At 58.7% G+C, this 15,034-nt stretch carries 18 protein-coding genes; 6 read left to right on the forward strand and 12 right to left on the reverse strand.

Annotated elements, in window-relative coordinates; genetic code table 11:
• Positions 1–41: 41 nt before the first annotated feature.
• The 9 genes from phnK to BHE81_RS29050 all read right to left on the reverse strand — a co-directional run bounded on the left by phnK (position 42) and on the right by BHE81_RS29050 (position 5,973).
• Positions 42–800 carry a phosphonate C-P lyase system protein PhnK gene (gene phnK, locus BHE81_RS24530; protein ID WP_004177787.1) on the reverse strand — a complete coding sequence of 253 codons (759 nt, stop codon included), beginning with the start codon at positions 798–800 and terminating at the stop codon, positions 42–44.
• Positions 797–1,645, reverse strand: coding sequence for an alpha-D-ribose 1-methylphosphonate 5-phosphate C-P-lyase PhnJ (locus tag BHE81_RS24535; RefSeq protein WP_002885202.1), 849 nt, complete (start codon positions 1,643–1,645; stop codon positions 797–799). The genes phnK and BHE81_RS24535 overlap by 4 nt, the downstream gene beginning before the upstream one ends.
• Complete coding sequence (locus tag BHE81_RS24540) at positions 1,638–2,702, reverse strand: carbon-phosphorus lyase complex subunit PhnI (protein WP_004177786.1); 1,065 nt, start codon at positions 2,700–2,702, stop codon at positions 1,638–1,640. Before BHE81_RS24540 ends, BHE81_RS24535 begins: the two co-directional genes overlap by 8 nt.
• The gene (phnH, locus tag BHE81_RS24545; protein ID WP_002885207.1) at positions 2,703–3,287 is read right to left on the reverse strand and encodes a phosphonate C-P lyase system protein PhnH; all 585 of its coding nucleotides are present in this window, start codon (positions 3,285–3,287) and stop codon (positions 2,703–2,705) included.
• A complete protein-coding gene (phnG, locus tag BHE81_RS24550; protein WP_002885214.1) occupies positions 3,284–3,736 on the reverse strand; it encodes a phosphonate C-P lyase system protein PhnG in 453 nt (150 codons plus the stop codon). The genes phnH and phnG overlap by 4 nt, the downstream gene beginning before the upstream one ends.
• Positions 3,737–4,462, reverse strand: coding sequence for a phosphonate metabolism transcriptional regulator PhnF (gene phnF, locus BHE81_RS24555; RefSeq protein WP_004177785.1), 726 nt, complete (start codon positions 4,460–4,462; stop codon positions 3,737–3,739).
• A gap of 155 nt (positions 4,463–4,617) precedes the next feature.
• Positions 4,618–5,052 carry a VOC family metalloprotein YjdN gene (gene yjdN, locus BHE81_RS24560; RefSeq protein WP_002885221.1) on the reverse strand — a complete coding sequence of 145 codons (435 nt, stop codon included), beginning with the start codon at positions 5,050–5,052 and terminating at the stop codon, positions 4,618–4,620.
• A gap of 228 nt (positions 5,053–5,280) precedes the next feature.
• On the reverse strand, positions 5,281–5,616 hold the full coding sequence (locus BHE81_RS24565; RefSeq protein ID WP_004177783.1) for a zinc ribbon domain-containing protein YjdM: 336 nt from the start codon (positions 5,614–5,616) through the stop codon (positions 5,281–5,283).
• Between the two features lie 87 nt (positions 5,617–5,703).
• Entirely contained in the window at positions 5,704–5,973 is a 270-nt protein-coding gene (locus BHE81_RS29050; RefSeq protein ID WP_149888841.1) for a hypothetical protein, read from the reverse strand.
• A gap of 187 nt (positions 5,974–6,160) precedes the next feature.
• Between BHE81_RS29050 and proP the strand changes: the two genes are divergently transcribed.
• Positions 6,161–7,663: a glycine betaine/L-proline transporter ProP gene (gene proP, locus BHE81_RS24575; RefSeq protein ID WP_004177782.1), complete on the forward strand. Its 1,503-nt coding sequence runs from the start codon at positions 6,161–6,163 to the stop codon at positions 7,661–7,663.
• Positions 7,664–7,712: 49 nt separating this feature from the next.
• On the opposite strand, the gene melR is transcribed toward proP, so the two are convergent.
• On the reverse strand, positions 7,713–8,651 hold the full coding sequence (gene melR, locus BHE81_RS24580; protein WP_023302358.1) for a transcriptional regulator MelR: 939 nt from the start codon (positions 8,649–8,651) through the stop codon (positions 7,713–7,715).
• Positions 8,652–8,890: 239 nt separating this feature from the next.
• On the opposite strand from melR, the gene BHE81_RS24585 reads away from it, so the two are divergent.
• The 5 genes from BHE81_RS24585 to BHE81_RS24600 all read left to right on the forward strand — a co-directional run bounded on the left by BHE81_RS24585 (position 8,891) and on the right by BHE81_RS24600 (position 13,365).
• The gene (locus BHE81_RS24585; RefSeq protein ID WP_023302359.1) at positions 8,891–10,243 is read left to right on the forward strand and encodes an alpha-glucosidase/alpha-galactosidase; all 1,353 of its coding nucleotides are present in this window, start codon (positions 8,891–8,893) and stop codon (positions 10,241–10,243) included.
• A gap of 93 nt (positions 10,244–10,336) precedes the next feature.
• Entirely contained in the window at positions 10,337–11,752 is a 1,416-nt protein-coding gene (gene melB / locus BHE81_RS24590; protein ID WP_004218080.1) for a melibiose:sodium transporter MelB, read from the forward strand.
• A gap of 5 nt (positions 11,753–11,757) precedes the next feature.
• On the forward strand, positions 11,758–11,880 hold the full coding sequence (locus tag BHE81_RS28385) for a hypothetical protein (RefSeq protein ID WP_004146677.1): 123 nt from the start codon (positions 11,758–11,760) through the stop codon (positions 11,878–11,880).
• A 147-nt stretch (positions 11,881–12,027) separates the two neighbouring features.
• Positions 12,028–12,984 carry a plasmid segregation protein ParM domain-containing protein gene (gene parM / locus BHE81_RS24595; RefSeq protein WP_004177778.1) on the forward strand — a complete coding sequence of 319 codons (957 nt, stop codon included), beginning with the start codon at positions 12,028–12,030 and terminating at the stop codon, positions 12,982–12,984.
• A gap of 9 nt (positions 12,985–12,993) precedes the next feature.
• Positions 12,994–13,365, forward strand: a complete 372-nt coding sequence (locus tag BHE81_RS24600) for a plasmid partitioning/stability family protein (protein WP_004186571.1) — start codon at positions 12,994–12,996, stop codon at positions 13,363–13,365.
• A gap of 374 nt (positions 13,366–13,739) precedes the next feature.
• Here BHE81_RS24600 and cbpM read toward each other — a convergent pair whose 3' ends face one another.
• Positions 13,740–14,045 (reverse strand): chaperone modulator CbpM, encoded by a 306-nt coding sequence (cbpM, locus tag BHE81_RS24605; RefSeq protein ID WP_110246478.1) that lies wholly within the window; start codon positions 14,043–14,045, stop codon positions 13,740–13,742.
• The gene (cbpA, locus tag BHE81_RS24610) at positions 14,045–14,962 is read right to left on the reverse strand and encodes a curved DNA-binding protein (RefSeq protein WP_021441050.1); all 918 of its coding nucleotides are present in this window, start codon (positions 14,960–14,962) and stop codon (positions 14,045–14,047) included. Before cbpA ends, cbpM begins: the two co-directional genes overlap by 1 nt.
• Positions 14,963–15,034: the final 72 nt, after the last annotated feature.

The raw sequence follows: 15,034 nt of genomic DNA on the forward strand, positions 1-15,034 counted from the left end.
GTGGGCCGGGTAAGGCGCAGCCGCCACCCGGCAAAACAGCATCAATTCTGCAACACCGACGACACCAGCAGCTGGGTGTAAGGATGGTGCGGATCGTCGAGCACCCGGTCGGTTAAGCCACTCTCCACCACCTGGCCCTGCTTCATCACCAGCAGACGGTTCGCCAGCAGGCGAGCGACGCCGAGATCGTGGGTAACAATCACCACCGCCAGATTCAGCTCCACCGCCAGGCCGCGCAGCAGGTCTAGCAGCCGCGCCTGCACGGACACATCCAGCCCGCCGGTGGGTTCATCCATAAACACCAGCTTTGGCTGGGTGACCAGATTGCGGGCGATCTGCAGACGCTGCTGCATGCCGCCGGAGAAGGTGGTGGGCAGGTCGTCGATGCGCGAGGGCGGGATCTCCACCTCCTGCAGCCACTTTTCGGCGGTGGCGCGAATGTTGCCGTAGTGGCGGGCGCCGGTGGCCATTAGCCGTTCGCCGATGTTGCCCCCGGCAGAGACCTGGCGACGCAGACCGTCCATCGGGTGCTGATGCACCACGCCCCATTCGGTGCGCAACAGGCGGCGGCGTTCGGCTTCGCTCATGGCGTACAGCGAGCGCTGCTGGTACAGCACCTCGCCCTGCTGCGGCGTCAGGCGGGCGGAGATTGCCTTTAGCAGGGTGGTTTTACCGGAGCCGGACTCGCCGACGATGCCGAGCACTTCTCCCGGCCACAGCTCGAAGGAGACATTGCGAAAACCTTTATCCGGGGCGTAGAGATGGGTCAGGTTATTCACAGCAAGTAATGGCTGGTTCATTTTTTCTGCCCCTCGCTCTGCTGGCGGCAATAGTCGGTATCGGAGCAGACAAACATCCGCTGGCCGCTGTCATCCAGTACCACTTCGTCGAGGTAGCTGTGGCGCGAGCCGCAGATGGCGCAGGGCTCATCCCACTCCTGCACGGTAAAGGGATGGTCGTCGAAATCGAGACTCTCCACCGGGGTATAGGGCGGCACGGCGTAGATCCGCTTTTCGCGCCCGGCGCCGAACAGCTGCAGCGCCGGCATCATGTGCATTTTCGGGTTATCGAATTTCGGGATCGGCGAAGGGTCCATCACGTAGCGGCCATTGACCTTCACCGGATAGGCGTAGGTGGTGGCGATATGGCCGAAGCGGGCGATATCTTCATACAGTTTCACCTGCATGACGCCGTACTCTTCCAGGGCGTGCATGGTGCGGGTTTCGGTTTCACGCGGCTCGATAAAGCGCAATGGCTCCGGGATCGGCACCTGGTAGATCAGGATCTGATCCTCCACCAGCGGCGTCTCCGGGATCCGGTGGCGGGTCTGGATCAGGGTGGCGTCTTCGGTACGCTCGGTGGTGGCGACGCCGGTGACGCGCTTAAAGAACTGACGAATCGACACCGCGTTGGTGGTGTCATCCGCGCCCTGGTCAATCACCTTCAGCACGTCATTCTCACCGATGACGCTGGCGGTCAGCTGGATGCCGCCGGTGCCCCAGCCGTAGGGCATTGGCATTTCGCGCCCGCCGAACGGCACCTGGTAGCCGGGAATCGCTACCGCTTTGAGAATAGCCCGGCGGATCATGCGCTTGGTTTGCTCGTCGAGGTAAGCAAAGTTATAGCCAGTCAGTGGGTTAGCCACGTTCGTTCTCCCGTTGCAGGCGTTTCAGCAGCGCCAGTTCGGCCTGGAAATCGACATAGTGCGGTAGCTTCAGATGCGAGACGAAGCCGGCCGCTTCGACGTTATCGGCGTGAGCCAGCACAAACTCTTCATCCTGCGCCGGGCCGGCAATCTCTTCGTCATAGTCCGGCGCCTGCAGCGCACGGTCGACCAGCGCCATGGCCATCGCTTTGCGCTCGCTCATGCCGAAGGTCAGGCCGTAGCCGCGGGTGAAGTGCGGCGGCTCCTCCTGCGGGGCGACGAAGCCATTAACCATCTCGCACTCGGTCAGCAGCAGCTCGCCAATATTGACGCTAAAGCCCAGCTCTTCCGGGACGATTTCCACCTGCACGTAGCCGCTGCGGATCTCGCCGGCAAACGGATGGTTGCGGCCATAGCCGCGCTGGGTCGAATAGGCCAGCGCCAGCAGGTAGCCTTCATCGCCGCGCATCAGCTGCTGCAGGCGCGAGGAACGCGAGCAGGGGTAGACCGGCGGGGTGCGGGTGATATCGTCGGGCGGCGTGCCGCGATCTTCCTCGGTCTTCGCTAGCCCCTGCTGCGTGAGCAGGCTAAAGACGTGCGGCGTCGGCTCTGCTTCGCCATCGGCTTGCTGCACAGACGGCGCTTCGCCGTTGGCCAGCAGGGTAAAATCGAGCAGGCGGTGGGTGTAGTCGTAAGTGGGGCCCAGCAGCTGGCCGCCGGGGATATCTTTATACACTGCGGAGATGCGGCGTTCGAGGCGCATCTCCGCGGTATTAATCGGTTCGCTGACCGCCAGCCGCGGCAGGGTGGTGCGGTAGGCGCGCAGCAGGAAGATCGCTTCGACGTTATCGCCGCTGGCCTGCTTCAGCGCCAGCGCCGCCAGTTCGCGGTCGGCGATGCCGCCCTCGGTCATCACCCGGTCCACCGCCAGGCTGAGCTGGTCGCCTATCTGTTCGACGCTCAGTTCGGGAAGCCGTCCATCGCCCCGTCGTTTCTGTTCCTGTAAGGCGTGAGCGGCGCGGATCGCCTTCTCGCCGCCCTTGACGGCAACGTACATTTAGCACACCTCCACGTGGGTGGTGCGCGGGATCGCCAGCAGGCGCTCGCCGCAGGTGAGGATCAGGTCGATGCCCAGCGGGAACGGGTGCGGGCGTTCGGTTAATTCGTCGATGATGCAGTCCGGCAGCTGCGGCGCGATCATTCGCTCTTCGGCAATGCCTGCCCCGGTCAGGCGCAGCATGCGTCCGCCGCTGAGGCTGGCAAGCTGAACGATCAGTGTGACGCCGGTTTCCGGCGCGGTGACGGTGCCAGCGGAAAGGACGTTGAGCTGCTCGGCGCTGATACCGTCATTGGCGACGGCAAAGACCGCCTGCTGCGGCTGGTCCACCAGCGGCGCGCCGGTATGAAAGCGCAGATTCTGTCCCACCAGATCGTTACGCAGAGCGCTGGCGAGCCAGACCGGTGTTTCATGATCGGCAAGGGTCAACAGCAGGCTGGTGGAGGCCACGTTCAATGGCTGCCAGCCGTGCTGAAGCTGCTGCAGGGAGACAATCACCCCCGGCTCGCTCATCGCTTTCAGCAGGCGACGAAAACTGTGTTGGGCATCCTGCACAGCCAGGGTAAAAGCGGGTTGTAAGGTCATACGTTATCTCCGCGAACCAGGGTAAAGAAGTCGACCCGGCTGGCGTTGACTTCGGCGCGTCGGGCTTCAATGCGCGCGCTGCGTAGCGCTTCCAGCGGGGTTATCAGGGTTTCCATTAAGGTGTGAAAATGGCGGGGCGACTGCAGCAGGGCGTCGATCGCCGCGCAGCGTTCAGCGTGCGGGCGGTCGCGGCCTAAGATCCAGCTGTAACCGAGGGTACCGTCAGCCAGGCGTACCGCTGCGCGGGTAAGGGTGGCGTCGCCGGCAAAGAAGCGGTCGCCGATACCGCCCATGCGGGCCTGGAGCTGTACCAGCCCGGTTTCCGGGGTGCGAATCAATTCATATTCCGGCGCCAGCTGCAGGGACTGCATGCGCGCCAGAAGGTCCTGCGGTTCACTGTGGGCCAGCACGGACATCCAGCGCTGGCGGGTGGCGGTATCGAAGTGCATTCAGTGCTCCATGGTAAATTCAATCATGTCGGCGCGGGTCAGGCTGACGGAGTACTCCGCCGTGAGCGACTCGCCCTCGCGGCTATTGAGCGTGCGGACGCAGAGCAGCGGCGCCATATTGGGGATTTCCAGCAGCTTGCTCTCTTTTGCCTGCGCGCGGCGGGCGCTAATTTTGGTGCGTACGCGGGTCAGTTCGACGTCGAGCCGATCGCGTAGCAGATCGTGCAGCGAGCCGTGGCTGAAGGTCTGTAGCACCGGCCAGAAGCGCAGGTCGGCGAAGTAGTGGTCGATCAGGCACAGGGCGACGCCATTGACCCGTCGCAGGGTACGCAGGTGGATCACGTTCTCGCCCTCATTGATGCCAAAGGCTTCGGCGACATGGGCGCTGGCGGGGCGCAGCACCGACAGCAGCTTTTCGCTGGTGGGATCGCTGCCTTGTTCCAGCAGGTTTTGGCTGAAGCGCGCCTGGGCGTTAAGCGGGTAGTCGATAGGGCGCATCAGCACCAGCACACCCACGCCCTGACGGCGCTGAACCCAGCCGCGCTCAACCAGCTGGTCGATAGCCCGGCGCAGGGTGTGGCGGTTAACGTCGAAGCGCGTCGCCAGCTGCTGCTCGGCGGGCAGATAGTCGCCGCAGCGATAGTGATGGCGCAGCTCCTGCTCAAGTCGGGCGGCGATTTCCTGATAGCGCGTGGGGTAACTGGTCGGATGTCTGGACAGGTGCATAGTCATCAAGCCTCACACAGCATAGGCGAGGAGCTTCCTCGCGTTGTGGGCCGATCCTGACCGGTTTATGTTGCATTTCGGTTAAGTGACGATGACTAAAGGATGAAGAGTTGATGCCAGGCGGATGACAGGGCGGCCGGGCCGCCCTGGGGGCGTCAGCCTTGTTTGACCACGTTGATCATCCAGGGGACGCCAAAGCGGTCGACGACTTTGCCGAAGCCGTGGGCCCAGAAGGTTTCCTGCCAGGCCATCTCAATGCGCCCGCCGACAGCCAGCGCGTCGAACCAGCGCTGGCCTTCAGCGACATCGCTGGGATCGAGGACGAGGGTGAAGCCGGCGTAATGCACATCGGGCCCGAAGGCGCTGTCGCTCAGCATCAGCTCGCCATTATTGATGCGCAGGCTGGCGTGGGCGATAGCATCATCCGCCATCTTCTGGCCAGACGGGCAGCCGTCTGACGCTTCCTGCGCCGGGGGCGGCATTTCGCCAAAGGTCATTTTAAACATCAGCTCTGCGCCCAGCGTCTGCTGGTAGAAGGCGATCGCCTCGGCGCAGTTGCCCGCAAAGGCAAGGTAGGGACTTAAGGACATGGTGAATACCTCAGTGACCGTAACCCGTAAAGCGTAGTCGCCCGGCAGGCGATTGAGCCAGACGGCAGGGCGAAAAGGGGCGCTGAAATATGACGGCAGGCGACAGCGTAAATAGCGGTTGCCGGCGAGGGAAATAACAGGATGCGCCGGGGGACAAACGGCCACCAGGATATCGGGAGCGGCGACGGTTATGTGAAAAAATAATCGCGCCGCCTACCCGAAATTAAATCAGTTCTTTTTCACAAATTCCGATTTGAGCTTCATCGGACCAAAACCGTCAATTTTGCAGTCAATATTGTGATCGCCTTCGACCAGACGGATATTTTTCACTTTGGTGCCGATTTTCAGCATCGAAGAGCTGCCTTTAACCTTCAAATCTTTCACGACGGTAACGCTGTCGCCATCGGCCAGTAAATTGCCATTGGCATCTTTAACGATCAGAATGTCGCTCTCTTCCGTCGCCTCGGCAGGGTTCCACTCATGGGCACATTCCGGGCAGATGTACATGCCGCTATCTTCATAAGTGTAAGTCGAATCGCATTTTGGGCAGTGTGGCAGTTGCATGACGCTCCTCATGATGTCGTCGAAAAACAGGACGTTGGTCCTTTAAACAGCGGCTGAGAGCCGAAAGTGGGTATGATTATAGCGCAATCACCCATTTTTGTCGGGTGTTTTTTTGCTAAAAAATAGCCGTGGTGTTATTCCGGAAAGAAGCGAATAAACGCTGAAATTAACCGCCCGAAGTGGAGCAAAATCGACGAAATAATTTCCGCGCGATCGGCAGGAAATGAACTTATTTATTTTCCGACACTCTGTAATGAGGCGGTAAATTTCTGTGAAGTTGATCGCAGATATAAACACTGTTAGGGTAAAAAAGGGGAGCAGGTCAATTTCATCAAGCATCACGATGAGCCGCTCCATTTATTCACCAGTAGCCAGAGCAGGCGTCAACAGGTTCGGTTGTACATTCTGTCAGCAGACAGTGCAGGCAAACCTGCTACGCTTGAAATGAGGAGCACAGCAATTCACCGCTCCTGACGCACGATGCGAATGGCCTTGCCATTCGGCGAAGAGGCGTGCACTCAAGGCGGAGTAGCAGAGGAAAAATATGCTTAAAAGGAAAAAAATAAAGCCCATCACCCTTAAGGATGTGACCATCATCGATGATGGTAAACTGAAAAAGGCGATCACCGCGGCCTCCCTGGGCAACGCGATGGAGTGGTTCGATTTCGGCGTCTACGGCTTTGTGGCCTACGCCTTAGGTAAAGTCTTCTTCCCCGATGCCAACCCAAGCGTACAGATGATTGCCGCGCTGGGTACCTTCTCCGTACCATTTTTAATTCGTCCGTTAGGAGGCCTGTTCTTCGGGATGCTGGGCGATAAATATGGTCGGCAAAAAATTCTCGCGATAACTATCGTGATCATGTCGATAAGTACTTTCTGTATCGGCCTTATTCCGTCGTATGCCACGATAGGTATCTGGGCGCCGATCCTGCTGCTGCTGTGTAAAATGGCGCAAGGCTTCTCGGTTGGCGGTGAATATACCGGGGCGTCGATCTTCGTCGCGGAATACTCTCCTGACCGCAAGCGCGGCTTTATGGGCAGCTGGCTGGACTTTGGCTCCATCGCCGGGTTTGTGATGGGGGCCGGCGTGGTGGTTCTCATCTCCAGCGTGGTGGGTGAACAGAACTTTCTCGACTGGGGTTGGCGTATCCCGTTCTTCCTGGCGCTACCGTTAGGTATCATTGGTCTCTACCTGCGCCATGCGCTGGAAGAGACGCCGGCGTTCCAGCAGCATGTTGACACCATGGAGCAGGGCGACCGTGAAGGACTGCAGGACGGGCCGAAGGTCTCTTTTAAAGAGATTGCCACCAAGCACTGGCGTAGCCTGCTGACCTGTATCGGTCTGGTGATTTCCACCAACGTGACTTACTACATGCTGCTGACCTACATGCCGAGCTATCTGTCGCATAACCTGCACTACTCGGAAGATCATGGGGTGCTGATCATCATCGCTATCATGGTCGGGATGCTGTTTGTACAGCCGGTTATCGGTATGCTCAGCGACCGTTTCGGCCGTCGCCCGTTTATCCTGATTGGTAGCGTGGCGCTGTTTGCCCTGTCGATCCCGGCCTTCATTATGATCAACAGCAACGTGACTGGCCTGATCTTCGCCGGCCTGCTGCTGCTGGCGGTGGTGCTGAACTGCTTTATCGGGGTGATGGCCTCCTCGCTGCCGGCGATGTTCCCGACGCACATCCGCTTCAGCGCCCTGGCCAGCGCCTTTAACATCTCGGTGCTGATTGCCGGTCTGACGCCAACCCTGGCGGCGTGGCTGGTGGAGACCACCCAAAACCTGATGATGCCGGCGTACTACCTGATGGTTATCGCGGTGGTGGGTATGGCGACGGGCCTGTCGATGAAAGAGACGGCTAACCGTCCGCTGAAAGGGGCGACCCCGGCGGCGTCGGATATCCAGGAAGCGAAAGAAATCCTTGGCGAGCACTACGATAACATCGAGCAAAAAATCGAAGATATCGATCAGGAGATCGCCGATCTGCAGGCAAAACGGTCGCGTCTGGTGCAGCAGCATCCGCGTATCAACGACTAACCGTTTTCGCTGTTAATCATGCCGCCTGGGGAAACCCCGGCGGCATTTTTTATGCCTCCGGCAAGGCCAGGCCGTGACGCCGCTGCTGGCTGAGTTTACGGTACTGCTGCGGCGGCATGCCCACGTAGCGGGTAAAAGTGCTGTAGAAGCGGCTGCTGGAGCGAAAACCGGCGGTAAGGGCAATATCCAGGATGGTCTTGTCGGTATCGCTCAGCAGCGCCCGCACATGATTGATACGCATGGCGGTAATGTACTGCTTCATGGTCTGCTGCATCACCCGCTGAAAGACCCCCATCGCGTAGTTCGGGTTGAGCTTCACGTGCTCGGCAACGGCATTGACGGTCAGCGCCTGGTCGTAGTGGGCAGCGATAAACTCCAGCATCTGGCTGACATAAAACTGCGCGTGGCGCGAGACGCTGTTCTTGTGGGTGCGTGAGGTTTTATTGACCAGAATCGGCTGCCAGCCGGCGAGGCTCAGCCGCTTCAGCATCAAGGCGATTTCATCGATCGCCAGCTGGCGTATCTGTTCATTCTTGTGGCTCAGTTCCTGCTGCCAGCGGCGTACTTCGAAGGCGCTCAACTGCTGCGCGGCGAGGGATTTAATCACCATCCCATGGGTGACGTGGTTGATAAGCTCCCGGTCCAGCGGCCATGAGAGAAACAGATGCATCGGCAGGTTGAATATCGCCATCTGCTGGCAATCGCCGGGGCGGGTCAGCTGATGCGGCGTACAGGCCCAGAACAGAGTGATATAGCCTTTCTCAATGCGCACCACTTCGTTATTAATCAAATACTCCACGTCGCCATCGAACGGCACGTTAACCTCCACCTGGCCGTGCCAGTGGCTGGTGGGCATGGCGTGCGGCGGGCGCAGTTCGATATCCATACGCTGATACTCGGAGTAGAGCGCCAGCGGGCTGCGGCTCTGCTTTTCGTCGCTGCTGCACATAAAGGGATCGGGGGGCGGAGAGGTGAAGCGGTGTTCCATCGTTAGCGTATTCCTGAATTGTCAGAGTGGCTGCATTTTTCGCCAGAACTGACGACAGCTTAGCGGAAGAATCGGCCCATTTTCTCTCCTTTTTGCTCAATCTGTTCCCGAAATCTCAGATTTTGTGGCGCTTAATGGCCGATCTGAGCTTTCGGGAATGCTCCGGCGGGAACAGGGCAGCGCAGCGGGGAGCGGCGTGCCACTCTGCAAGTGTTTAATGACCTGATGGAGAGTGCGTGATGTCTGCCCCAAAAATTACTTTTATCGGCGCCGGTTCGACGGTGTTCGTCAAAAATATTCTCGGTGATGTTTTCCAGCGCCCGGCGCTGAAATCGGCGCATATCGCGCTGATGGATATCGATGAAACCCGGCTGGAAGAGTCGCATATCGTGGTGCGCAAGCTGATGGATTCCGTGGGCGCGAACGGCGAAATCAGCTGCCACCGCGACCGGAAAACCGCCCTGCAGGGCGCCGATTTTGTCGTCGTTGCCTTCCAGATTGGCGGCTATGAGCCCTGTACCGTCACCGATTTTGCAGTCTGCAAGCGCCACGGCCTGGAGCAGACCATTGCCGATACGCTGGGGCCGGGAGGCATTATGCGCGCGCTGCGCACCATCCCGCACCTGTGGGCTATCTGCGACGATATGAGCGAGGTCTGCCCGGACGCCACCATGCTTAACTACGTCAACCCGATGGCGATGAACACCTGGGCGATGTACGCCCGCTACCCGCATATCAAGCAGGTGGGTCTGTGCCACTCGGTGCAAGGCACAGCGGAAGAGCTGGCGAGCGACCTCGATCTCGATCCGGCGGATTTACGCTACCGCTGCGCGGGGATTAACCATATGGCGTTCTATCTGTCGCTGGAGAAAAAGCTCGCGGACGGCAGCTACGTCAGTATCTACCCCGACCTGCTACAGGCCTACGCCGACGGGCGGGCGCCGAAACCGAACCTGCACGGCAACCCGCGCTGCGAAAACATCGTCCGCTATGAAATGCTCAAAAAGCTGGGCTACTTTGTCACCGAGTCCTCGGAGCATTTCGCGGAATACACGCCATGGTTTATCAAGCCGGGCCGCGATGACCTTCTCGCTCGCTATAAAGTGCCGCTGGATGAATACCCTAAACGCTGCGTCGAGCAACTGGCCAACTGGCATCAGGAGCTGGAGAGCTATAAGCGCGGGGAGCGCATTGAGGTGAAACCCTCCCGCGAATATGCCAGCACCATCATGAACGCCATCTGGACCGGCGAGCCAAGCGTGGTGTACGGCAACGTGCGCAACGATAATCTCATCGACAACCTGCCTCAGGGCTGCTGTGTGGAAGTGGCCTGCCTGGTGGACGCCAACGGCATCCAGCCGACCAAAGTGGGCGCGCTGCCGGCGCATCTGGCGGCGCTCATGCAGACCAATATCAACGTGCAGACGCTGCTGACGGAGGCGATCCTCACTGAAAATCGCGATTACGTCTATTACGCCACGATGATGGATCCGCACACCGCCGCGGTGTTGGGGATCGAAGAGATCTACGCGCTGGTGGACGATCTGATCGCCAGCCACGGCGACTGGCTGCCGGCCTGGCTGCACCGTTAATCCTCTTATGCCGCCGGGGGCAACGAACCCGGCGGTGCCTGTCACGCTCTATCAAACGCTAAAGGAGGCGCTGGCGACAGCGACCTGGACCCTATGAGTATTTCAATGACAACAAAGCTCAGCTACGGATTTGGTGCCTTTGGTAAAGATTTCGCTATCGGTATCGTCTACATGTACCTGATGTATTACTACACCGATATTGTTGGCTTATCGGTCGGGGTGGTTGGCACCTTGTTCCTGGTGGCAAGGATCCTCGATGCGATAGCCGATCCGATTATGGGATGGATCGTTAACTGTACGCGGTCGCGATGGGGAAAGTTCAAACCGTGGATCCTGATCGGCACGATAACCAACTCGGTGGTGCTGTATATGCTGTTCAGCGCCCACCATTTCAGCGGCGGGGCGCTGCTGGCGTGGGTGTGGCTAACCTACCTGCTGTGGGGCTTCACTTACACCATCATGGATGTGCCGTTCTGGTCGTTGGTGCCGACCATTACCCTCGATAAACGCGAACGCGAGCAGCTGGTGCCTTACCCGCGCTTTTTCGCCAGTCTGGCGGGATTTGTCACGGCCGGCGTCACGCTGCCGTTCGTCAACGCCGTCGGCGGCGCCGATCGCGGTTTCGGTTTTCAGATGTTCACTCTGGTGCTGATCGCCTTCTTCGTCGTTTCCACCCTCGTCACCCTGCGCAACGTGCATGAGGTTTACTCCTCCGACAGTGGTGTGAGCGAAGACTCCAGCCACCTCTCACTGCGCCAGATGGTGGCGCTGATCTATAAAAACGATCAGCTGGCCTGCCTGTTAGGCATGGCGCTGGCCTATAACACGGCGGCGAACATTATCGCTGGCTTTGCGATTTACTACTTTACCTACGTGATTGGCAGCGCGGAGATGTTCCCGTATTACATGTCCTACGCCGGGGCGGCGAATTTGCTGACGCTGATCCTGTTCCCACGACTGGTAAAAGGGCTATCGCGGCGCATTCTGTGGGCGGGTGCTTCGATCATGCCGGTGCTGGGCTGCGGCGTGCTGTTGCTGATGGCGCTGGGCGGCGTTTACAACATCGCGCTGATTTCGCTGGCCGGGGTGCTGTTGAATATCGGCACCGCGCTGTTCTGGGTGCTGCAGGTTATTATGGTGGCCGATACCGTCGACTATGGCGAATATACGATGAATATCCGCTGCGAAAGCATCGCCTATTCCGTTCAAACGCTGGTAGTCAAAGCCGGTTCGGCGTTTGCGGCCTGGTTTATCGCCATCGTGCTGGGTATCATCGGTTACGTGCCGAATGTTGTGCAGTCGCCCCACACGCTGCTGGGGATGCAGGCGATTATGATTGCGCTGCCGACGCTCTTTTTTGCTCTGACGCTGTTTCTCTATTTCCGTTATTACAAACTGAATGGCGATATGCTGCGACGGATTCAGATTCACCTGCTGGATAAATATCGCCGGGTACCGGAAAATGACGTCGAGCCGGAACGGCCGATTGTGGTACCCAATCAGGTGTAAAAAGCGTGCGAAAACCGCTGACGAAAGAGGGGAGGGATGCTCTCTTTTTGAGCAAAAAACAGTGTCTTAAAAAGACAGAAAGAGAAAACTGTAGTTCTCTATTTTATCTCAATTATTTCTCTTTTTGAGCGTTCTGGACTGTTTGTTTCTCCGATTGTTCTCAAATAAAACTCAGAATTGTCTCTTTTTCGTGCTCTTGCGCTGCTTTTTAACTCTTGCTACTCTTTTTGGGTCTTACATTTTTCTCTTATTTGTCTCAGTGATGGAGCAATGCAATGCGCATTTTTATCGATGATGGTTCAACCAATATCAAAATGCTGTGGGAGCAAGATGGCGAAACTTTCACCCATATCAGCCCCAACAGTTTTAAACGCGGCTGGTCTGCCACCTTCGGTTCGGGGAAGCCTTTTAACTACACGGTGGATGATGAAAAGTACTCATTCGACCTGATCACTCCCGATGCGCTCCCAACCAATAACATTGACTGGCAATACAGCCCGTTGAACTCCATCGCTGTCCATCATGCGCTGCTGACCAGCGGTCTTGAGCCGCAGGATGTTGAAATTGTGGTCACCCTGCCGCTGACCGAATTTTATGATGAAGATGCGCAATATCGCCTCGACAATATTGAGCGCAAGAAAAAGAGCCTGCTGCGCGAAGTTAAACTGAATAAAGGCGTGGTGTTCAATATCACTAAAGTTACCGTGCGCCCGGAATCGATTCCGGCGGGTATCAGCCTGTGTGATGAGCTGAAACCGTCGCATTCGGTGCTGATTATCGACCTTGGCGGCACCACGCTGGATATTTCAATGGTCGCCGGGCAGATGACCTCGGTTTCGCGCATTTACGGCGACCCGAAGCTGGGCGTATCGCTGGTGACCGACGCCGTTAAGCTGGCGCTGGCCCGGGCGAATACCGACACCTCTAGCTATAACGTCGACCAGATAATCATCAACCGCCACGACGAAGAATACCTGACCGACAACATCAACGATCCGGATGCGGTTTCTGAGGTGAAGAAGGTGATCAATAACAGTATCGAACGTCTGACCACGCGTGTCCTGACGGCCATCGATAGCTTTAAAGGCTATTCGCACGCGATCGTCATTGGCGGCGGCGCGCCGCTGGTTGCCGACGCCATTCGTGAACGGATGGGTCTGCGCGAGGATCGTTTCGTGGTGGCTGAAGAGCCGCAGTTTGCCCTGGTGCGTGGTCTGAAAATTATTGGTTAAGGAGCGTCTATGACTCTGGATCGCAGAAAAGTGCTGATTTACCTGCGCCCGGATATCAGCGCCAGCGAGCGCTTCGCGGACGCAAAAATTGAGGCCCATCACCGTGGCGACCGCGGCGATATGTCGCGTACCGCGCTGCTGGCGGGGCTGGCGTTAGGGGAAGTCGATAGCCGCTTGCCGTCGATGCTGGCGGCGCTGCTGGCGGAAGATACTAAACCGGAAACGCTGCGTAAGATGCTGGCCTCGTTCCTTGAGATCCAGCCGGCCTCTCCCGCCCCGGCAGCCGCGCCAGCGGCCGCTCCGGCTAAGGCGCCGGAGCCGCCCGCGCCGGTGAGCGAGAGCGTCTCCGCGCGTAATCTCGCCGGTTCGTTACCGGATTAAGCGCTATTCCCGGTTTGCGCGACCCGGGAAACTCCCCGGCTTGCGCTGCGCTTAGTTTGTAGGCCGGGTAAGGCGTAGCCGCCACCCGGCATACAGGCGGCTCCCTGGCTGAGGCCATGCCCGGCGGCGCTACGCTTGCGCGGGCCTACGGATCCAGTGCAATGGTGGGTCCAGTGCCATTTGTAGGCCGGGTAAGGCGTAGCCGCCACCCGGCATACAGGCGGCTCCCTGGCTGGGGCCATGCCCGGCGGCGCTACGCTTGCGCGGGCCTACGGATCCAGTGCAATGGGTGGGCTCGATGTCATTTGTAGGCCGGGTAAGGCGTAGCCGCCACCCGGCGCGAAGACGGAACGCCACGACCCAGGATGGCACCCCTATCCGTGGGCGAGGAAGCGCGCCAGGCGCTGCTGCAGCAGGCGATTTTCGCGGGTCAGCCGCGCGTTCTCATCCAGCAGGGTCAGCGCCACCGCAATTCCCGGCCAGTCCAGCTCCAGCTCGTTACGCAGGCGTACCGCGCGATGCACGATCGTCACCGCGCTGTCGTCGAACAGCCAGGTGTCCGCCTGCGGCTGGTGTGGCTCAATCATCCCTAAGCCGACGATCTCCGTCAGCTCCTCTTCCGACACCCCGGTACGCAGGCACAATTCGGTAATGGCAAACGTCACTGTTACTGTAGCCATCAGGCTTTCCCCCATGTCTTACGCGGATCGAAGCTGGCTTCGGCGGCGGCCAATTGTTGCCAGAGCTCACGCGCTTTTTCATCTGGTTTTGGCGGCATCACTATTTTAATAACGGCGAACAAATCGCCGGTGTGGGTTTTGCTCACGAGTCCTTTCCCTTTGATACGCAGTCGCTGCCCTGCCTGACTGCCCGGCGGCACCGTCAGCAGAATGCTCTCTTTCAGGGTGGGCACCGTCACTTTCGCGCCCAGCGCGGCCTCCCATGGCGCCAGCGGCAGGACGATCTCCAGGTTATGACCGACAATATCGAATAGCGGATGCGGGGCGATGTGGATAACCAGCCACAGATCGCCGTTCGGGCCGCCATTCTCCCCCGACGTCCCCTGGCCTTTCAGGCGGATACGCTGACCATCGACTACCCCGGCGGGGATCTTCACATTCAGCGTTTTCGGCGTTTCGCTTTCGATCATGCCAAACACGTTGTACACCGGTAGGTTATAGCTGATAGTGCGCGTCTGCTCGGCCAGCGTCTCTTCAAGGAACACCGCCACTTCGATCTCCAGATCGTGGCCGCGCGCCGCGTGTTGACGACGACGCTGATGCGCCTGCTGGCCAAACATGGAGGAGAAGATGTCGTCGAAATCTTGCTGACTGTAGCTCTGCTCGTGGGTCTGTCGCTGGCGACCGAAGCCGGGATCGTTGCGATGCTGCCAGAGCTGATCGTATTCGGCGCGCCGTTGCTCATCTTTCAGGACTTCCCAGGCTTCGGCGAGATCCTTAAATTTGGCTTCGGCATCGTTTTCTTTACTGACGTCGGGGTGATATTTGCGCGCCAGGCGGCGGTAGGCGGTCTTGATGGTTTTCAGATCGTCGGTTGGTTGCACCCCGAGAATGGCATAATAATCCTTCAATTCCATGATTTTATCTCATCTATGCTCAGTGCGGTGGTTACATATTCCCTGGAACAGGCGTCAGTATAAAGCGTAGGG

The sequence above is a fragment of the Klebsiella sp. AqSCr genome (genome assembly GCF_008452795.1).
Lineage (GTDB): Bacteria > Pseudomonadota > Gammaproteobacteria > Enterobacterales > Enterobacteriaceae > Klebsiella > Klebsiella pneumoniae.